18 protein-coding genes are annotated in these 19,096 nt (G+C 46.6%); 11 read left to right on the forward strand and 7 right to left on the reverse strand.

All coding sequences use genetic code 11. The annotated features are described in order from the left end of the window. The 6 genes from ACTF7Q_RS07205 to sbmA form a co-directional block, all read left to right on the forward strand. A partial coding sequence (locus tag ACTF7Q_RS07205; protein WP_438997173.1) for a rod shape-determining protein occupies positions 1–373 on the forward strand: 373 nt, incomplete at its 5' end. Positions 374–443: 70 nt separating this feature from the next. Beyond that, a complete protein-coding gene (gene mreC, locus ACTF7Q_RS07210) occupies positions 444–1,301 on the forward strand; it encodes a rod shape-determining protein MreC (RefSeq protein ID WP_438997174.1) in 858 nt (285 codons plus the stop codon). Beyond that, the gene (gene mreD / locus ACTF7Q_RS07215) at positions 1,301–1,840 is read left to right on the forward strand and encodes a rod shape-determining protein MreD (protein ID WP_438997175.1); all 540 of its coding nucleotides are present in this window, start codon (positions 1,301–1,303) and stop codon (positions 1,838–1,840) included. The genes mreC and mreD overlap by 1 nt, the downstream gene beginning before the upstream one ends. Continuing rightward, the gene (gene mrdA, locus ACTF7Q_RS07220) at positions 1,837–3,789 is read left to right on the forward strand and encodes a penicillin-binding protein 2 (protein ID WP_438997176.1); all 1,953 of its coding nucleotides are present in this window, start codon (positions 1,837–1,839) and stop codon (positions 3,787–3,789) included. Before mreD ends, mrdA begins: the two co-directional genes overlap by 4 nt. Further along, a complete protein-coding gene (gene rodA / locus ACTF7Q_RS07225) occupies positions 3,789–4,874 on the forward strand; it encodes a rod shape-determining protein RodA (RefSeq protein ID WP_438997177.1) in 1,086 nt (361 codons plus the stop codon). The genes mrdA and rodA overlap by 1 nt, the downstream gene beginning before the upstream one ends. 100 nt (positions 4,875–4,974) lie before the next feature. Then, positions 4,975–6,231 (forward strand): peptide antibiotic transporter SbmA, encoded by a 1,257-nt coding sequence (sbmA, locus tag ACTF7Q_RS07230; RefSeq protein ID WP_438997178.1) that lies wholly within the window; start codon positions 4,975–4,977, stop codon positions 6,229–6,231. 14 nt (positions 6,232–6,245) lie between these two features. Here the strand turns inward: sbmA and ACTF7Q_RS07235 are convergent, their stop codons facing one another. Together ACTF7Q_RS07235 and glmU are read right to left on the reverse strand one after the other, a co-directional pair. Beyond that, on the reverse strand, positions 6,246–7,694 hold the full coding sequence (locus tag ACTF7Q_RS07235) for a PfkB family carbohydrate kinase (protein ID WP_438997179.1): 1,449 nt from the start codon (positions 7,692–7,694) through the stop codon (positions 6,246–6,248). Positions 7,695–7,745: 51 nt separating this feature from the next. After that, positions 7,746–9,104, reverse strand: coding sequence for a bifunctional UDP-N-acetylglucosamine diphosphorylase/glucosamine-1-phosphate N-acetyltransferase GlmU (glmU, locus tag ACTF7Q_RS07240; protein ID WP_438997180.1), 1,359 nt, complete (start codon positions 9,102–9,104; stop codon positions 7,746–7,748). A 226-nt stretch (positions 9,105–9,330) separates the two neighbouring features. Between glmU and glmS the strand changes: the two genes are divergently transcribed. After that, positions 9,331–11,151 (forward strand): glutamine--fructose-6-phosphate transaminase (isomerizing), encoded by a 1,821-nt coding sequence (glmS, locus tag ACTF7Q_RS07245; RefSeq protein ID WP_438997181.1) that lies wholly within the window; start codon positions 9,331–9,333, stop codon positions 11,149–11,151. Positions 11,152–11,172: 21 nt separating this feature from the next. Next, on the forward strand, positions 11,173–11,448 hold the full coding sequence (locus ACTF7Q_RS07250) for a PTS beta-glucoside transporter subunit IIABC (RefSeq protein WP_438997182.1): 276 nt from the start codon (positions 11,173–11,175) through the stop codon (positions 11,446–11,448). A 31-nt stretch (positions 11,449–11,479) separates the two neighbouring features. Here ACTF7Q_RS07250 and ACTF7Q_RS07255 read toward each other — a convergent pair whose 3' ends face one another. Then, complete coding sequence (locus ACTF7Q_RS07255) at positions 11,480–11,968, reverse strand: DUF805 domain-containing protein (protein WP_438997183.1); 489 nt, start codon at positions 11,966–11,968, stop codon at positions 11,480–11,482. Between the two features lie 266 nt (positions 11,969–12,234). Here ACTF7Q_RS07255 and ACTF7Q_RS07260 point away from each other — a divergent pair, with 266 nt between their 5' ends. Together ACTF7Q_RS07260 and ACTF7Q_RS07265 are read left to right on the forward strand one after the other, a co-directional pair. Beyond that, positions 12,235–12,687 (forward strand): GNAT family N-acetyltransferase, encoded by a 453-nt coding sequence (locus ACTF7Q_RS07260; protein ID WP_438997184.1) that lies wholly within the window; start codon positions 12,235–12,237, stop codon positions 12,685–12,687. 1 nt (position 12,688) lies between these two features. After that, on the forward strand, positions 12,689–13,108 hold the full coding sequence (locus ACTF7Q_RS07265) for a GNAT family acetyltransferase (protein ID WP_438997185.1): 420 nt from the start codon (positions 12,689–12,691) through the stop codon (positions 13,106–13,108). A 28-nt stretch (positions 13,109–13,136) separates the two neighbouring features. Here the strand turns inward: ACTF7Q_RS07265 and ACTF7Q_RS07270 are convergent, their stop codons facing one another. Together ACTF7Q_RS07270 and ACTF7Q_RS07275 are read right to left on the reverse strand one after the other, a co-directional pair. Beyond that, a complete protein-coding gene (locus ACTF7Q_RS07270) occupies positions 13,137–15,356 on the reverse strand; it encodes an LPS-assembly protein LptD (RefSeq protein ID WP_438997186.1) in 2,220 nt (739 codons plus the stop codon). A gap of 94 nt (positions 15,357–15,450) precedes the next feature. Further along, on the reverse strand, positions 15,451–16,581 hold the full coding sequence (locus ACTF7Q_RS07275; RefSeq protein WP_438997187.1) for a glycosyltransferase family 4 protein: 1,131 nt from the start codon (positions 16,579–16,581) through the stop codon (positions 15,451–15,453). 156 nt (positions 16,582–16,737) lie between these two features. Between ACTF7Q_RS07275 and ACTF7Q_RS07280 the strand changes: the two genes are divergently transcribed. Then, the gene (locus tag ACTF7Q_RS07280; protein ID WP_438997188.1) at positions 16,738–17,661 is read left to right on the forward strand and encodes a glycosyltransferase family 9 protein; all 924 of its coding nucleotides are present in this window, start codon (positions 16,738–16,740) and stop codon (positions 17,659–17,661) included. 6 nt (positions 17,662–17,667) lie between these two features. Here the strand turns inward: ACTF7Q_RS07280 and ACTF7Q_RS07285 are convergent, their stop codons facing one another. Both ACTF7Q_RS07285 and ACTF7Q_RS07290 read right to left on the reverse strand, forming a co-directional pair. After that, positions 17,668–18,219 carry a DUF924 family protein gene (locus tag ACTF7Q_RS07285; RefSeq protein WP_438997189.1) on the reverse strand — a complete coding sequence of 184 codons (552 nt, stop codon included), beginning with the start codon at positions 18,217–18,219 and terminating at the stop codon, positions 17,668–17,670. Between the two features lie 36 nt (positions 18,220–18,255). Beyond that, the coding region (locus tag ACTF7Q_RS07290) for an FAD-binding oxidoreductase (protein WP_438997190.1) at positions 18,256–19,096 on the reverse strand (841 nt) is incomplete at its 5' end.

Genomic DNA, 19,096 nt, shown 5'->3' on the forward strand with positions numbered 1-19,096 from the left:
CCGTAAGCCAGAAAAAAGCAGTGGTACAAAGATCGAGGTGCGTGGGCGTGACCTTGTGAATGGTGTGCCTAAGGAAATTACGATTACCGAAGCGCAGGTTGCTGAAGCGATTTCAGATCCGGTTCGCCAGATTGTTGACGGTGTGAATATGGCACTAGAACAGGCTCCACCTGAACTGGCCGCTGATATTGTCGAAAAAGGTATCGTCATGACAGGTGGTGGCGCATTGCTCCGCGACATTGATGGCGTACTTCGTGATGCAACAGGGCTTCCAATTTCGATTGCCGAAAACCCGCTAAGCTGTGTGGCTCTTGGAACCGGACGTTGCCTTGAGGAACTCAAAACTTTGCGGAATGTTTTGATCGGCGCTTAGAGTAGGTAGGGCTATGCGAGCGTCTGATAAACATAGAGTCAGACAAAGGCGTGTAGCGCATGTCCTACTAATGGTGATTAGCTTTTTGCTGATGTTTGTGGGCAAGGCCGATATTCTCGCCTGGCGCAATGCCCAGATGGGCGCGAATGACTTTCTGGCACCAGCTATTGATTTCATTTCTATTCCTGTTCGTGGTGTTGAAACGATGGTCGAGGGTATTCGGACGGTTGCGTCCTTGCGGGCTGAAAACGTTCGGCTCGTGGCTGAAAATGATTTGCTGAAACGCTGGCAAAGACGTGCTGAAATTCTTGAAAGTGAAAATCGTCAATTACGTAGTGTTACTGGCGCTCTTGCGCCTCAGGGACGCGTTCCGCTGACAGCTCGCGCTGTGACAGCACCTGGGGGCAGCTTTGCCCATACTGTACTTATTTCGAATGGTGTTGATAAAGGTGTCCAGCCAGGCAACCCCGTGGTCACAGCTGATGGGTTGGTGGGCATGGTTGTTGATGTGGGGGCATCCCACTCACGTGTTTTGCTAATCAGCGATATAAATGCGCGCATTCCGGTTATTCTGGCATCGTCATCTTGGCCAGGTTTGACCATGGGTAAGAATGGCACCTATCTCGAATTGGCCTTTTTGCCCGAAGAGGCGACACCAGCGGTTGGTGAATTGGTGCTGACGTCTGGCCATGGTGGTGTCTTGCCGGCAGGCTTGCCTGTTGGCCGGGTTGATCTTGCCGAGAAAGGTTTTGTACGCATAAAGCCAGCTGTTGATTTTCGGCATTTGAGTTTTGTGACAATTCTACTAGGTGGGCTGGAAGGGGTGGATACGGACAATCTACAGTTAGAAGAGTTCTATACGCCTTTGCCAATCGATGAGAGTACACGTTTACTTGAAGGTCTTAATGCTTCAGGAGCCCGGCAATAATGAAAAAAACCGGACAGTATTTTGAAAAGGCAATGGAACATTCAGAAGTGTCTGGACAGTTTTTGATTGGTTTTGTTGGTGTGATATTGGTGCTGTTTGAAGGCACATTGGCCAGCTGGCCAGTTTTCTATGGTGCGGTGCCGTTATTATCGCTGATTTTTATTTATTGGATGACCCTATATCACAGTAAATTGATGCCTTTTATAACCATTTTTATTATGGGTTTGCTCTCAGATATTTTGTTTTCTAGTCTTATAGGCGGTCGTGCAACATCCTATATGCTATTGGCATTATTCATGAATTTGCGTGTAACTGACCCGCAGGATGATGAGTTTTTAAAAGTCTGGGTTAATTTTATGTTCGCAGTTATGGCGGTGATGCTGTTCCAGTTAATATTCTTTTCGGTAATCAATTTTTCTATTCCATCATTGTCACCAATGATGTTCCAGATTGGCATGACATTAATTCTGTTTCCGATTGTGTATGTCATTCTTTTCGCCATTTCAAATGTGCTTGAGCGGATTAAGGTGTTCGCATGAATAGGGCTAAGGAAAGAGATTTCCGCCGTAATATATCAAGGCGCGGTGCCATATTAGGCATTGGTCAGCTATTGCTGACAGGCTTTCTTGGTGGCCGTCTTTATCAACTTCAGGTTACACAAAATCGGCGATATCAAAGGCTTTCTGATAAAAACCAGTTTGATCTTCGTGTTGTGGCACCCCCGCGAGGCCGTATTTATGACAACAAAATGCGTCTGATTGCTGGTAATGCTGAATCGTTCCAATTGCGGATGACGCCGATGCATGTCAAGGATATGGCAGGCACATTACAGTCTCTTGCCAAGGTTATTGACCTGCCTGAATCTATGCAGACTGATATTTTGACAAAAGCAAAGAAAGCGCCGTCTTTCCGTAAACTTATCGTCAGACGCAACCTGACACAACGCGAATTGGCACGGCTGGCCATTCGTAGTGCTTATCTCCCCGGTGTTTCATTTGAAAAGTCATTACGCCGTATTTATCCACAGGGCGCATTAACCTGTCATGTCACTGGTTATGTATCCCCGATTAGCAGTGATGAAATTGAACAGGATAGTAGTCTGCGCCAAATGCCTGATTTATCAACAGGAAAAATTGGTGTTGAATATGCGCAAGAACCAAACCTGCGGGGCATGCCAGGCTATGAAAGAATTGAGGTTAACGCCCGAGGGCGTCCAATTCGTGTGTTACGCGATACTGACCCCCGTGCTGGCAATGATCTGCACCTATCTATTGATATTGGCGTGCAACTTCACGCCAGTAAGATATTACGCAAGGGGCGCTCAGATATCGTATCGTTTGCCGAAAAGGACGTGCAAGCGGGTTTAGCGTCTAATCCAGAGCTGGTTGCGCATATTACCAGCGGTGATGACTTGATCTTGCGCGACCCAAAGGGACGTTTGACACCACCAGAGTCCGGTGCGGTGGTGGTTATGGATATTCATAACGGGAACATTGTGTCGCTTGTCTCAACCCCGATGTATGACCCGAATATGTTTACCGAAAAGCTACTCACGCGTGATTGGCGGCGACTGAATAATCATCCGCGTCGCCCCTTATTGAATCGCTCGACATCTGGAATGTATGCCCCCGGATCGACCTTTAAGATGGTGGTTGGTCTTGCCGCCTTGGAAGCTGGCATAATCTCGGAGACATCATCTTTCTTTTGTAAAGGTGATATGGAACTTGGCAATGCAACCTTCCATTGCTGGCGAAAAGGGGGGCATGGCAGCATGAATCTCACGTCGGCGCTGGAACAGTCCTGTGATGTTTATTTTTATGAAGTGGCGCTTAAGACAGGCATTAAGCGTATTCGAAATATGGCGCTTCGTCTTGGGCTTGGCAATGTTACTGGTGTTGATATCCCTGGCGAAAAGTCAGGTATTATTCCTAGCCATGAATGGAAGTTGGCAACGCATGGTAAAGTCTGGACGCCTGGCGAAACAGTCGTGGCAGCGATTGGGCAGGGCTATGTGCTGGCGACGCCGCTCCAGCTTGCTGTTATGACTGCCCGCATTGCCAATGGCAAGTTCGCAGTGAACCCATCATTGGTGATGCATGACCCGAATAATCCCCCCGTTTTTGAGCCGCTTGATATACCCGAATCAGCTTTGGCGATCATTCGCAAAGGTATGTTTGCGGTGACTGGCGGGCCGATGGGCACGGCGCGCAATTACGCCTTACCCAAAAAATATGGCGGCATGTCAGGTAAAACGGGGACAGTGCAAGTTAAGCGGATTACCAAACAGCAACGTGAAGATGGCATCACCAAGAATATCGACCGACCTTGGAAAGAACGTGACCATGCCTTATTTGTGGCATACGCGCCCATAAATGCGCCTAAATATGCGATTTCGGTAGTTGTTGAACATGGTGGCAGTGGGTCATCAATGGCGGCACCAATAGCCCGCGATATCATGGCGAAAACCATTACCGAGCTTGGCGTATGATGGCCGTTGGCAAAGTTTTAGTGCGCATTCCGTGGCACATCATTTTTCTTGCCAGCATTTTGGTCGTGGTGGGGTCATTAGCTCTATATTCAGCGTCTGAAGGATCGTGGATACCATGGGCAGGTCGTCACGCCATTCGTGCGGGGGTTGGTCTGGCTATTGTTATCGTTTTTGCCTTTATCGATTTCAAATATATACGTGCAATTGTGTATCCGCTGTTTCTGGTCACAGTCATTGTTTTGATTCTGCTTTTATTCATTGGAACAGGCAGTGGCGTTTCACGCTGGATCACCATTGGCGGTTTTACCTTTCAGCCATCCGAGCCTGCAAAGATTGCAGTTATAATGGTGCTGGCACGTTACTTTGATGAACAGCCCGCTGATAAATTTCAATCAATTTTGACCTATCTGCCTACCTTAGTACTTGTTGGCATACCTTTTGTGCTGGTGCTAAAACAACCAGATCTTGGTACGGCGCTTATGCTATTTCTGGGGGCTATTGCTGTTATTTTTGTCGCTGGCATACCATGGCGCTACGTCACGATTGCCTTCATTTCCGGCTGTGCGGCCATTCCTGTTTTATGGATGAATTTGCATGCCTATCAAAAAGCGCGGGTTATGACGTTTTTGAATCCTGAAGCAGACATGCTTGGAACCGGTTATCAGATCACGCAATCCAAAATTGCATTGGGATCAGGTGGTATGTTTGGCAAAGGTTTTTTACTTGGTAGCCAGACGCATCTGAATTATCTGCCGGAAAAGCAGACTGATTTTGTATTCACCATGATTGGTGAAGAATTTGGCCTTGTAGGTAATTTGTTTATCCTGCTGATTTATTTATTGATCGTTGCGGCTATTCTGCATATCAGCTACCGCGTTGCCTCCCGATTTGCCCAGCTAACCTGTGTTGGTATTGCGGTGATGCTGTTTCTTTATATGTTCGTCAATGTAGCTATGGTTACTGGTTTATTGCCGGTGGTCGGGGCGCCGTTGCCGCTGATTTCATATGGGGGTACCGCTATGCTCACGGTGTTTGCGGGTATTGGTATTGTGGCAAGTGCCAACGTCCACGATCGAATCGAATAACAAAACGAATAACTAATTAAGCTTAATCTAGTTTAACGTATAGAATTATGACAACATCTAAAAAGCATTTGCGACTGGGTGATGTTCGGAAAGGAATAAGATGTTTGAGTCGTTTTTCCCGAGGCCAAAATTATTTTTTATAAGTTTGCTAATTTGGGCGTCTATTGTTGTTTTATTCTGGTTTACATTAGGGACTGACGTTGGTGAGTTTCTTGGATTTCAATTTGCCGAAGAAGGCGCATCCCCCGTCATAGGCATGGGTTTTTTCGTTACGCCTAATTTTCTATGGTTCTATCTGTATTATATTATGGCAACGATACCGTTCTGGTTGTTCTGGCAGAGACTATCGCCCAACAAGTGGCATAGATGGTCGATTTTAGGATCCGCTCTTATTCTGTTTAGCACCTATTACGGTGTTCAAGTGTCTGTTGCGATTAATCACTGGCGGCGTCCATTTGGTGACACGCTTCAGAATGCATTGATGGGTGAGGGCAATGTTACCATGGGTGACTTCTATGGGCTTATGGGCACATTTGCCGAAATAGCCTTTATTGCCGTAGCTATTTTCACATTCACTCGTTTTTTTGTAAGTCACTATGTGTTTCGCTGGCGGACAGCGATGAATGAATATTATACCGCACAGTGGAAACGTGTTCGTCATGTTGAAGGTGCATCACAACGTATTCAAGAAGACACTCAACGATTTGCCAGCATTGTCGAAGGCCTTGGTGTCTCAATCGTAGATTCGATTATGACATTATTTGCCTTTTTGCCTATTTTGTTCGAGTTATCCGTGCATGTCACCGAACTTCCCATTGTTGGTGAAATACCCGCACCATTAATGACAGCGGTGTTATTCTGGTCGCTTTTCGGAACATTTTTATTAGCTGTGGTGGGTATTAAACTGCCGGGTCTGTACTTTAAAAACCAACGTGTCGAAGCGGCGTTCAGAAAAGAACTCGTGCTTGGTGAAGATGATGTGAACCGGGCAGCGCCTATCAAACTTGAAGAATTGTTCCTGAACGTGCGGCGCAACTATTTCAAGCTTTATTTTCACTATCTGTATTTCAACGTCACACGGTCTTTATATCTTCAGGCGGATAACCTGTTTGCCTATTTCATTCTGGTGCCAACGATAGTGGCTGCAAAAATCACCTATGGTATTTTGCAACAGATTTTAACAGCCTTTGGTCAGGTCGCGTCATCATTCCAATTTCTCGTCAATTCATGGCCTACCATTGTTGAACTATTATCAATTCATAAGCGTCTTGCGTCTTTTGAAGCTGCAATGGCAGATATGCCATTGCCGAAAATCGATCAAGACTATCTTGATGCACAAGGAAAAGTTCAGGAGTAAACGAAGTGGTATCTTTAGCGTTCGATAATAGTGCTACTTGAATGGGTGCCAAGGGTGGGGATGATGACAACCTCACCCCCGCGGGCAATAACAATATCTGCACCGACAACATCTGATGCTTTGTAATCACCGCCTTTTATAATCACATCAGGTTGCAATGTGCTGACAAGATTATAGGGCGTATCGTCTTCAAATACGGCGACCCCATCAATAAATGGAAGCGATGCTAGTATATTGGCGCGGCTGTCACTGCTTTGTAAGGGGCGGCCATTGCCCTTTAGACGCTTTACCGAAAGATCGCTATTTAACCCTACAATCAGACGATCACAATGCGCGGCAGCCTGTTGCAACAGGTAAATATGTCCAGGATGTAATAAATCAAAGCATCCATTGGTAAAGCCGACTTTGGCGCCATTTTCACGCCATTTTTGACATTGATCTGCCCAATAAGGCCAGTCCGTAGCTATCTTTTTAGTTGGCAGTTGGGCAAGAATTTCACCCGGGCTGACGATGGCAGTGCCTGATTTGGCCACGGCAACACCAGCGGCAAGATTGGCTATATCGACAGCAAGCGCATGCGCGATATTCTGCGCAACACAGGCCGCCACTGTGGCAACCACTGTATCACCAGCACCCGACACATCAAATACGTCTCTGGCTGTTGCCGCGCCATGAATTGTTGTGCCGCCAGCCACTGTCAAAACTATGCCACGGGCACTCAAAGTCGCCAGAATGGCACCTAGATTATGTTTGACTATAAGGTCATGCGCTACTTTCGTTATATCATCTATCGCGTTAAGTGTTTCATAGCTGGCAGCGCGTAATTCAGACAGATTAGGCGTCAGAATATCAACGCCGTTATAGGCTGAAAAATCAGCCAGTTTTGGATCGGCTATGGTTTTTATATCTGCCTGTTTGCACAAAGCGACAATCTTCTGAATGACGGCTGGTGTCAGACAGCCTTTTGCATAATCGGATATCACCACCGCATCGACGGCTGGCATCGATTTCAGACAGGCTTCAATCTGTGAAAGAATAGCATCTGCCATATCAGGCGTAAGCGGAGATGTGTCCTCATCATCAACGCGTAAAATTTGCTGGCCAGCTGCCCGATAGCGCGTTTTTAATGTGGTAGGGCGGCCAGCAACAATGTGAGGTGTAAATGTAATCGATGGATTCTTGCCAAGTTCAGCAATTAGAATTTGTCCGGCGTCATCATCACCAATAACACCGATCAGCGTGGTTCTCACACCAAGAAAGGCTAAATTACAAGCAACATTGGCACTGCCGCCTGGCATCTGTTTGACAGCTGATTTTTCAAGAATAGGAACAGGGGCTTCAGGCGAAATGCGGCTGACATGGCCATCTATAAACCGATCTAGCATAACATCACCCACAACCAGAATATGGCTGTTCTGGATGCTGCAAAATGCTTCTGAAATGGTTGCTAGATCAGCCGTCATCCATTCATCCCCTTATCCTGTAATCTCTGTCTTTTGGCGCGTTTTGGCCTATTATTTTTCACTATTCTTTTGTTTTTTATTCTTTTGTTTTTTATTAAGGGCTCGTGCCCGAAATGACGTGGCTGCATTATCGATATTCTTTTGTGTGCCGCGGGCAATGGCTATGGCGTTATCGGGAACGTCGGATGTGATAGTGCTACCGGCACCCACTATTGCTTTGGCGCCGATACGCACGGGCGCAACAAGCGCAGAATTTGAGCCTATGAAGGCACCATCGCCAATGAGTGTTTTGAATTTATTGGTGCCGTCATAATTGCAGGTGATTGTGCCCGCGCCAATATTTGCCTGTTCACCAATCATTGCATCACCAAGATATGTCAGATGGTTGGCTTTGGCACCCGCCGCAAGTTTGGTGTTCTTTGTTTCAACAAAATTTCCGATTTTAACGCCATCTCCGGCAACGGTTCCCGGACGCAATCTTGCATAGGGCCCAATAATACAGCATGGACCCAAGCTAGCCCCTTCAATATGCGAAAATGATTTGATTATACTGCCTTCACCAATATGTGTGTCGGCGCCGATCACAACATGAGGCTCGATAATAACATCGCGTTCGATAATCGCATCTGCGGACAAAAACACGGTCTCTGGCGCGCGCATGGTTACACCATGATCTAAAGCGGCACTCCGCAAACGTGATTGGATAATGCCTTCAACCTTGGCAAGGTCAGCGCGGTTATTAACGCCGGTGATTTCGGCTTCATCGGTTTCGCAGGTAAGCACCTTATGGCCGCGCGCATTCGCAATCTGAATAATATCGGTCAGATAGATTTCACCACTGGCATTGTCGTCAGACACCGCGTCAAGAAGATCAAAGAGTAGCGGACATGCCACCGCCATAACGCCCCCATTGACGAAATCTATCTGGCGTTCAGCGTCATTGGCATCTTTATGCTCGATAATGGCGTTTAGCTGTCCATTTTCGGCGCATATAAATCGTCCATAGCCAGTCGGGTTAGCCGCATGAAAGCCAAGCACGGCTAGATCGGCACCATCTTTTATAGATTGGCTGAGCTGGCTTAAGGTGGCAGCTGTGATTAATGGCGTATCGCCAAACATGACCAGCGCAATACCTGAAAAATCAGCCAGCTTATCTTTTGCGGCTAATACAGCATGACCAGTGCCTTGTGCGTTTTCCTGAATGGTAAATTCAATATCACCAAGCCAGCTTTGCGTGGTTTCGGAATGTGGTGGTAACACAGTTACGATACGCGTTGCCCCAACCGCCTGCGCCGCATTTAGTGACCAGGCAAGCATCGGCATTCCGCCAACCTCATGAAGTGGTTTTGGTAATGCAGACTTCATCCGCGTGCCTTGTCCGGCAGCTAGAATAATAGCGACAATGTTCATGACACTGTTATAGAATGAAACACGCTAAATTCCAAACAAATGCCAGTAACCATTCCAAGTTTTAGATAATGTCTTAATCAGCGAAAACGGCTTTTACAGGTGTCATACCTTTCATTTGCTGTAAAATGTCTTTATCACCTTAACAATGACAATTTTGGTATATGATGCCCTAATATTGATATGAAGAATATTGAAATAAAGAATATAGATCTGAAGAGGTGAGGTGATGTGCGGCATTGTTGGAGCGATTGGAACGCAGGCATGTAGTCCTCTTCTGCTTGATGCACTTAAAAGGCTTGAATATCGTGGCTATGACAGTTCGGGCATTGTTGCGCTTGACGGTTCACGCTTTGATCTGCGTCGTGCTGTTGGAAAGCTGGTTAATCTTGATGCGGCGCTGACGCAAAGCCCATTAGCCGGAACTGTGGGTATTGGCCATACGCGCTGGGCAACGCATGGCGGTGTGTCCGAGATGAACGCGCATCCACATGTCGCGTCCGACCGGGTGGCGATTGTCCATAATGGCATTATTGAAAATTATCGGCCAATCCGCGCCCGTCTTATAGAAAAAGGCCATAAATTTTCCAGTGACACCGATAGTGAGGTTCTGGCGCATTTATTTGTCGAAGCTTTTGATGCAGGTCTTAATCCAGGTCAGGCCATGCAAAAGGTTCTGGCCGAAATTGACGGGGCTTATGCCTTTGCCGCCATTGTCGAAGATTTCCCTGATGTCATCATGGTTGCGCGAAACGCATCACCTTTGGCCATAGGTCTTGGTGAAGATGGCTCTTATATTGGCTCTGACGCCACAGCACTTGCGCATCTGACGCGCAAGGTGATCTATCTTAAAGATCATGACTATGCGCTTGTCCGCGCTAATGGCGTTGATATTTTCCTTGGTGATGGTACCCCTGCCAACCGTGAAACTGTAATTGTGGCGGCTAGCCCCGGTATAATCGATAAAGGTGGTTATCGTCATTTCATGGAAAAGGAAATCCATGAACAACCAGATGCTATTTTAAATTCCTTGGCGGGCATGACCGGTGAGGATGGCCGCATTTCGGCGAATATGTCGTGTGAAGCATTACAGGCCATTGATGGCATCGTCATGCTTGCTGCAGGCACCAGCCATTATGCGTCGCAGGTTGCGCGCTACTGGATTGAAGGTCTTGCGAAAACCCCAGTGGCTTGTGAAATTGCATCCGAATATCATTACCGAAATCCGGTAACAAAAGGCTTTACGACCGCCATTGCCATTTCCCAGTCAGGCGAAAGTCTTGATACCTTAAAAGCCATGCGCCATGCCGCAACATGCGGTCTATCCACTATTGGGCTGGTTAATGTTGATGGCAGTACCATTGCACGCGAGGCAGATGCCGTATTGCCAACACATGCAGGGCCTGAAATCGGCGTTGCCAGCACCAAAGCATTTACCGCGCAGCTCACTGTGCTGATCAGCTTTGCGGTAGCGCTGGCTGAGGCTAAAGGCCATATCGATGCCGCGCGTGCTAATGCTATTCATGACCAGCTTCAGACCCTGCCGGGTCTGGTAGGCAAAACCTTGAAGCTGTTTGATGATATACGCCCTATTGCCCATCAGTTGAAAAATGCGCGCTCGACGATTTATCTGGGGCGGGGGCATCTATTTCCGATAGCTATGGAAGGCGCGCTGAAACTTAAAGAACTTAGCTATATCCATGCCGAGGGCTTTGCATCAGGCGAGATGAAGCATGGGCCGATTGCGCTGATTGAAGATGACTTGCCCGTTGTGGCATTGCTCGCGGCGGATGAATTGATGGAAAAAGCCGCCAGCAACCTCAAGGAAGCAAGTGCCAGAGGTGGCCGGATCATTCTGATTGCTGATGAGCGTGCTGTAAATGACATTGATTTTGAAGCTGATATTATCACAGTACCCGCAGTTGATCCGTTATTAGCGCCGATTATTTTGACCATTCCGGTGCAGATTCTGGCCTATCTGACAGCATTGGATAAAGGCACCGATGTTGACCAGCCTCGCAACCTCGCAAAATCGGTTACGGTGGAATAGGTCAAAGTCAGGTCACAATACATGCCATCGTTACAGAATTCGCCAGACGAAAAGGATGATAAAAACCCATTCAAAGATATGGGGTTTATTACATTCTGGGTGGTTTCAACTGTCTTTTACCTGACCTTTCCATTGTCGTTTTTGCTGTGCTATCTGACGCTGGGGTCGTGGCGGACAAAGCAACTGCTTCTGGCTTTGGTCAATGATTTTCTGCAAACAATAATGATATTGATTGTCGTTCTGGCCCTAGTGATCTGGCTGGCCTATCATTTTATCGCTCCGCTTTTTGGTGGCTAAAGTCTGGTCATTATTGTGATGATAGACCGACCTATTCATCAGCTTTCAATGGGTCTTCGCCATATTGGTTGCGACCATCATTGCCTTCGGTCACAAGAAACAGGATCATCAAAAGCCAGCCAAGTATGGGTATGAGATACAGTAATTGAGTCCAGCCTGATTTATTGCTGTCATGAAGTCGTCGTGTGGTAACGGCGATAAAGGGTATTGCCAGCCCTATCGTCATAAGCATTTTGATCCAGCCAGCCCACCCCCATCCGGGGTGAATATCCCAATGTGCTTCAAACCGGCCTGTCCCATTATCATAAAAATGACCAGAGACATGATATCGATGCATGTCATCAACGCCATAATATAGCAGATCAACAAACATGCCGATCGTTGTTGCGATGACGATCATACTGAGCACAAAAAGCCAATATTCAGCCCGCCGGGCACGACCCGTGAATGTTGCATATTTATAAAAGGGCATTTTTATTAGATACCATGCCAAAGCCCCATTTTGTTCCTTTGAAACCATTTTTCTGCCCAGTCTGTTTACCCGTGAAAGTAGCCTATGAACGGCAATGACAGTGGCCCCCTGATCGGTGTGGGAGCTCGGTCATATCCAAGATAAATTTTAAAGCATTAGAGTTAAGAAAACGTTTACTGATATATATTTTTGCTATTTTTCAGAACAATTTTGAATTTTATTATCATAGGTGCGTGCCAGTTCGACTTGACCCCTTTTGATAGTTGGTGGTTACTGGAACAGCTTTTGAGACAATATGAATAAAGGTGGCAACTATGGATATCAGACCCGTAACCCAAGCTGATCGTGACGCTTGGGAGCATCTCTATCGCGGCTATGCCGATTATTACAAAGTTGAGACCAATGACGCCAAGCTCGATACTTTATTTGCCTGGTTATGCGATCCGCAACATGTCTGCGAAGGGCTGGTTGCTGATAAATCAGGTCAGCTTGTCGGGTTGGCACATTTTCGCGCCATGCCATCGCCTTTACGCGGCGCCAATGTTGGGTTTCTGGATGATTTATTCGTGGATCCAGCACAACGTGGTGGCGGTGCGGCGAAAACATTGATACATGCCATTGACGCCATTGCCGAACAGCGTGGGTGGGATGTCGTGCGGTGGATCACGCGTGACGATAACTATCGTGCCCGTGCTTTATATGATAAATTATCGACACGGAGCAACTGGCTGGTTTATGAGATGACCGCTGAAACTACAGGGCGTTAACATGATCATTAGTGCATTCGGGGTTGCTGATACAGACGCTGTTATAAAGCTATGGCAGGTTTGTGAACTCGTCCGTGCATGGAATGACCCACAAAAAGATATTAATCGTAAAATGACTGACCGTAATGGCGCGTTCTGGGTTGGGCGCGTTGGTGATAATATTATGGCATCAGTCATGATTGGCTATGATGGGCATCGTGGCTCGATTAATTATCTGGCTATCGATCCGGCCTTTAAAGGGCAGGGATATGGTCGTCAGTTAATGCAGCAAGCCGAAACATTTTTGATTTCGATCGGTTGTCCCAAAATCAGCTTTTGCGTCCGGCGTGATAATGAACCTGTTGTGCAATTTTATGATGCGCTTGGCTATAAGCCGGATGATGTTTTCTTCTTTGGGAAGCGGCTTATCCCTGACGATTAACGATCAAGCTAGCATCTTAGCTCTAAAGTCACTTACTGTTTATGGAATTTGCTATTTGAGACTGCGATAGCGCGCCTAGATGTTTGAAACTGACGGTAAAATTGAGTTCATCAACAGTTTTTATGTCTCTATCCTTGGTCGGATCATGCTTGTAATTGACTGTTACGGTGATGCAATCTTGCACCCCGCCATTCCATATTAGAGTGGCGCTTTTCTCGCCGCCTCTAGTTTTGCTAACGGCAAAGGTGCCAGCACCATAGCCAAGCGATGCGCTGGTTTTTTCCTGTTTGGTTGTGCCGTATGACAAGTCCCATATCTGGGTTGCAGATACATTCCACCCATTATCAAAACTGCGGTTAGCACTGGCAGTTAGTTCTTCGCGGTCATCGCTGGAACTTGCAAAATAGGCCTTGTTCAGTTGGTTATGATCAAGTGACCAGTTTGTGACGCCAACATTACCTGTGATTGTTGTTTTAGACTCATTAAGCTTAAAATCATGTGAAGATAGGCGCCCTGACCATGTGACTTTATAGGCGCCAGGTGGATCAATCGACGCGCTGGCAACATAATCGGAATATATGTCATCTGAATTGATACTAAGCCCGGTAGTTCGCTGAGAAGACAGGCGCCGGCTTACACCGGCAAAACCTGATATCTCACCAAGCACGGCATCTTGTGTGATGGCCGATACGCCAACATCCATTCGGCTACCTGGTAAGATATAGTCTTTTCCCTGATAGCGGTTAAGCAGAAACAGATTAGCTTCATCAATGCGGTAATCAGCGGCATCCCTGTTTGGTATTTTATCTGTGTTATCTTCGCCCGCCACGTGAACCAGCTTGGCTTGCGGTTCGATAACAACCAAGCGGTCCAGAATAGATGTTGCTAATGGCAGTCGGTATCCCAAGGATATGATGGGGTTAACGGCAGTCAAGTTGCCGGTTTTGGTTGTCGCGGTTGAAGGTTGGCTATGTAGGTTATAAAAGCTGCCAATTATGTTGGCATCATAGCTGGCAATGCCATACGTCATTGGGAAGTCTTCGGTTATTTGTGCTGTACCATTCCAGCGTGACATATCGTAACCTTGGTCATTATCTAGCTGGAAGGCCTGTATTTCAGTGCGCAAAACCTGATTTTTGCGAAACCCGGCTTTAACCTCTTCATAATATATATTGGGAAGTAATGACGGTTCATTAGCGAGCGCAGATTTTGTTTGAAGTGTCTGAATATCATTGGCCTCGACCAGATAATAGCGCTCTGACTTAATCCTTTCAGCCACAATTTCTGACTTTAACGACGTTGAGTCATCGAAATTATAGCGTCGCATAAATGTATCTTGGCTAGCCCTATTCAGGCGCGCTCTTAGCTTCCAGTCATCACCTAATGTCGATGTAAATAATCCATCAATAGCACCAACAGCTTCACGGTTTTTCTTATAAGTTTCAACCGAAGCAGTATAGATAGCTACGTTCAAATCAGAATTATCCCATTTCTGTCGATAGCGGGTTTTGACCGCTGTGCCACGATATTGATATCTATAGGGGGTGAATTCTATATCACGTGTATCGTCGATAACCTTGTAATAAGGAATTGAGCCTGTAAAACCCAGATCCGAACTGATGGCAAAGCTTGGCGTTAAAAAGCCTGAACGCCGCCGCACTGTCCAATCTGGATGTGCTAGATAAGGGAAATAGCCAACAGGAATATTCAGCACATGCATACGGACATTATTGTGACTGATTGTATTGGTTTTTTCAGATCTAACTGTAGATGTTGTTCGCAAATCCCATATTGGTGTTTCACCATTTTCAAAATCACATTTACATGGTGTGAAGCGTGCACTCTTGAAAACAGCTTTATCGCCGACAGTTTGCTCCCCATTTTTTGATTTCATCGATGTGCCGTCAGCAAATTTGGTGCTGAGCGTTTCAGCAACGATATGGGTGAATTCGTTATCAACTTCCATAACAATCGCTTTGTGGCGTGTGCCGTCAGGCAGTGTCATGACCACATTGCCACGCGCAACGGCGCGATCATTTGGTTTGCTGTAGGTCACTTCGTCGGCCCGTAATGTCTTGCCAGCCTGCTTTAATACAACATTGCCAGTAGCAAACATGCTGCCATCTTCTTGGTTCACCTGCACCTTATCAGCTTCAAAGGCGATTGGATTATCGTCTGCCATAGCCGTGGCTGACATCATCGAAGTTGCGACAAAAATAAAGCCGAAAAACTTAAAAAACACGCGCATTTCTTATCCTTAGATATATACGTAACGATCTATGGCTAACGATTTTTGTCGTCCATGTCCATGCAAAGTAGCTGTTGATCGATGTTAGCAGAGGTTAACTCTCGCGTAAAAGTGCTAGCAGGCGCAACGCGTCTGCATCGTGAGCCATTTGTTGAGCTGTAAATGGAAAATCATGCCATGCTTTATTCTGTAGGGTTTGGCGCATGTTATCATCACCCAGTAATGTCTCGAAAGCGTTGCTGAATGTGATGATATTTGGATCATCAACAAGTAAAGCGCGGCCTTCTGCCACTTCTGGAATGCCGCCACGTCTCGTTGTCATAAGTGCACAACCAGCGGCCAGCGATTCTAGGACAACTTTTGAAATTGGTTCGTCCCATAAGGATGGACATGCTGCAATTGCAGCCCGTGCTTGCAGGTCGCGCATATCATTGATGGGAATGAACCCCAACATTTCAGCGCGGGATCCCAATGGGGCTATTGCGGTGGCAATTTTATCTTCGTAACTGCCGCGTTTGGCCTGCTCAAAACGGCGCGCGCCTGCAATGATTAGCCGCCATTCAGGGAATTTGGGCAGAACCTGTGCAATGGCCTTGGCGCATTCTAGAATGCCTTTTTCAGGAACCATGCGTCCAGCTAACAATATGAAAGGTTCTTTTTGTGGTTGTTTCTTGATCCAGCGGTTCGCGCCATTTCTGGCCACGCCAACAATATGCGCTTTTGGGTGATTGTCGCCTATGCCATCAAGGAAACATTCGCGAATATAGTCGGAAATGCAAATCACTGCCGCCATGTGATCAAGTAAAAACCGACGTTCAGCTAGGGTTTTTGCTCCTTTCATAGTGCGAGGATCATTGTGCAGATAAAGAACTATGTTCAAGTTTTTGTTTTTTCTTGCGAGATACTTCGCGACATGGCAACGGCTATGAACTTCAACAATGTCTGGCATGGTCGTAGTGGCGATATGCTTGAGATAGGTATTTGCAAAACGTATGTTTTGTCCACGAAACAAGCTAGGTTCTGGTTTAATGCCGGTGAAATTGACATCGGTAAATGCGTTTTCGACGGCGGTGCCATAGATATGGAATATGTCTGGCGTCGCACTGGCAATAGCAAGGTCACGAACAACACCAGCAATCGCCCCTGCATTATCGGGCGTAAAGCGTTCCTTAGATGGTAACAGCATATCAATGCGTGGTTTTTTTGATAGCGATGATAATGACAATAGTGTCTCTTAAAGGTGGTTGCTGATCGTCTTGAGTTGGATATGAAGATATTAAATCTACATAAGAACATTCTATTACATACCAGCAACTAAACAATATGCTATGACACATAAATAAATGTATTTTAGCGAAAATATGGCTTGGGAATGCAACCGATGACGACGCAAAAGTCAGTTCTTGTCATTAAACACGGCGCTCTTGGTGATTTGATTCAGGGGCTTGATGCTTATGCTAGCATAAGGGCAGGCTTTCCAGATGCGCATATTGCATTGCTGACATCACCAGCTTTTGCGCCCTTGGCTGGCACAATGCCGTGGTTTGATGAAATTATCGTCGATCAGCGTGCCTCATTTCTCAATCTTGTCGCAACGGTTGGTGTGGCTCGTCATTTGCGGCGAAAATGGCATGCGATCATTGATATGCAATGTAGCAAGCGAACAGCAAATTATCATCGTTTGTTTGTTACCGCTGCAACTGACTGGTATGGCACGGCTACAGGCTGTTCACATCCGATGCCCGACTTTACAGGTGTTAATAATCAACGACGTATGTTGACTGCCGCCAGAATGGCTGGTGGCGTGACTATCGAAGCTGATATGAACTGGTTAAACGCTGATATTTCACAATTTGATTTGCCTAAACGCTTTGCTGTTTTGATCGCTGGCTGTTCACCGGCCAAGCCAAGCAAGCGATGGCCTTCACATCATTTTGCCAGTCTGGCTAACACATTTATGAAGCAAGGGCTTGCGGTTGTTTTGGCGGGGACAAATGCTGATCGTGAAGCGGTGGATGCAGTGTGGGACAGCGCATCAGACAGCATAGATTTAGCAGGAAAAACCGATATTCCCATGTTAGCGGCTTTATGCGCCCAATCTAGTCTGGTGGTTGGCAATGATACAGGACCTGTTTTTCTGGCCGCCCGAACAGGCACGCCTACAGTTATGCTGCTTGGTGGTGATACTAATCCAGATATGTCTGCCCCTGTTGGGGCTCATTGTTCATGGATACAAGATGTGCCAATCAGTAATATTACGCCAGATATGGTGATTGAACGGCTAACGTCGATGAAGGCGCTCTAAGGTGCTCTAAAAAGACGAGCCTGGTTGTTTCAAAAAGTCAATTTCTTCATCGGTTGATGGCCGCCCCAAGATAGCATTACGATGCGGAAAACGGCCAAACCTTGCAACGATATCACGATGCTTTACGGCGAATTCATAGGTTCGATCTGTGGTCAGTTCCTTGAACAGGGGCAGCGAGGTATCCTGAATGTGGATATCTTCACTATGCATCATTGGCATAAGCATGAAGTGACGCCAACTCGTATCTGGATGATCAAGGTATCCGCGTTCTTTGCATCGTAAACTCAGCGCAAGGGCCATTTCGTCGCCAGCAAAAGCCCGAGGTGTATCGCGGTAAACATTGCGGGTGAATTGATCCAGAACAATGATTAGCGCAAGGCATCCCGCATCACTATCAGCCCAGCTGTCAAGGCGACCAGCCATAGCATGGGCGATTGATTTATCAAATTTGGATTTTATAAGCGCATCAAAATCATCATCTTTTTTAAACCAGTGTTCGGGGGTGATTTCGTGAAACCAGAAGTTGATAACCTCATGATACTCAGGCATTTTGGGCATGTTTGAAGCCTCCCACGTCAGGGTTATTGATTTACATCACAATACTTTACCTGGATTCATTAAATTCTTGGGATCTAATGCTGTTTTAATCGCGCGCATCGTATCCATGATTTCAGGGCTTTTGACAGAGGCAAGCTGATCACGCTTGGTCTGACCTATGCCATGTTCAGCGCTGATGGAACCATTATATTTTGCTACATTTCGATATAGCAATTCATAAAGATGCGGCACTTTTTCGTTAAAGTCTGAATTGCTATTAGGCCCTTCGACCAGATTAAAATGCAAATTGCCATCACCCAAATGTCCGTAACCACAAATCCAGATTGTTGGATCAATCTCTTTGATGCCAGCAACCATCTCGGCGTAAAAAGGTGCCAGAGCCGATTGTGCCAATGAAACATCAGAACGGGCAACATTGCCTGATAGTTTATGAGATTCAGGCGCATTTTCACGAACATCCCACAAGGATTGACGTTGCGCATCACTCGCGGCGATTGTCGCGTCAATGACCAACCCATCATCAAAGGCACTAGCTAGCACGTCTTCTATGATTTGATTTAATGGTAATGACCCCGTTGCATCGACGTTACCGCTTGCAGGATTGGTGCTGGCAATTTCCATAAGCACATTCATGGCGCCGCGCGTTGCCAGGGGTTGTGGAATATTCGGAAATTTGTCGAATAGAACATGCAAAATATCAGCTGGAATCAGCTCAAAAGCCTCAACTGTGCCGCCTGATGCTGCTTGCAAACGATGAAGTAAATCCACAGCAGCCGCGACATCCCGTACTTCGGCAAAAGCGGTGCTTCGCGCCACGGGCAAAGGAAACAGTCGCAAGGTGGCGGCGGTAATGATGCCCAATGTGCCTTCTGATCCA

Source organism: Puniceispirillum sp. (SeqCode), from assembly GCF_965657105.1.
GTDB lineage: Bacteria > Pseudomonadota > Alphaproteobacteria > Puniceispirillales > Puniceispirillaceae > Puniceispirillum.

Coding starts and splice junctions, on each gene's coding strand:
- rodA (WP_438997177.1), top strand. CDS start 3,789: ATGGCCGTTGGCAAAGTTTTAGTGCGCATTCCGTGGCACATCATTTTT.
- ACTF7Q_RS07285 (WP_438997189.1), bottom strand. CDS start 18,219: ATGCCCAAAATGCCTGAGTATCATGAGGTTATCAACTTCTGGTTTCAC.
- glmU (WP_438997180.1), bottom strand. CDS start 9,104: ATGAACATTGTCGCTATTATTCTAGCTGCCGGACAAGGCACGCGGATG.
- mreD (WP_438997175.1), top strand. CDS start 1,301: ATGAAAAAAACCGGACAGTATTTTGAAAAGGCAATGGAACATTCAGAA.
- glmS (WP_438997181.1), top strand. CDS start 9,331: ATGTGCGGCATTGTTGGAGCGATTGGAACGCAGGCATGTAGTCCTCTT.
- ACTF7Q_RS07255 (WP_438997183.1), bottom strand. CDS start 11,968: ATGGTTTCAAAGGAACAAAATGGGGCTTTGGCATGGTATCTAATAAAA.
- mrdA (WP_438997176.1), top strand. CDS start 1,837: ATGAATAGGGCTAAGGAAAGAGATTTCCGCCGTAATATATCAAGGCGC.
- sbmA (WP_438997178.1), top strand. CDS start 4,975: ATGTTTGAGTCGTTTTTCCCGAGGCCAAAATTATTTTTTATAAGTTTG.
- ACTF7Q_RS07265 (WP_438997185.1), top strand. CDS start 12,689: ATGATCATTAGTGCATTCGGGGTTGCTGATACAGACGCTGTTATAAAG.
- mreC (WP_438997174.1), top strand. CDS start 444: ATGGTGATTAGCTTTTTGCTGATGTTTGTGGGCAAGGCCGATATTCTC.
- ACTF7Q_RS07260 (WP_438997184.1), top strand. CDS start 12,235: ATGGATATCAGACCCGTAACCCAAGCTGATCGTGACGCTTGGGAGCAT.
- ACTF7Q_RS07250 (WP_438997182.1), top strand. CDS start 11,173: ATGCCATCGTTACAGAATTCGCCAGACGAAAAGGATGATAAAAACCCA.
- ACTF7Q_RS07235 (WP_438997179.1), bottom strand. CDS start 7,694: ATGACGGCTGATCTAGCAACCATTTCAGAAGCATTTTGCAGCATCCAG.
- ACTF7Q_RS07270 (WP_438997186.1), bottom strand. CDS start 15,356: ATGCGCGTGTTTTTTAAGTTTTTCGGCTTTATTTTTGTCGCAACTTCG.
- ACTF7Q_RS07280 (WP_438997188.1), top strand. CDS start 16,738: ATGACGACGCAAAAGTCAGTTCTTGTCATTAAACACGGCGCTCTTGGT.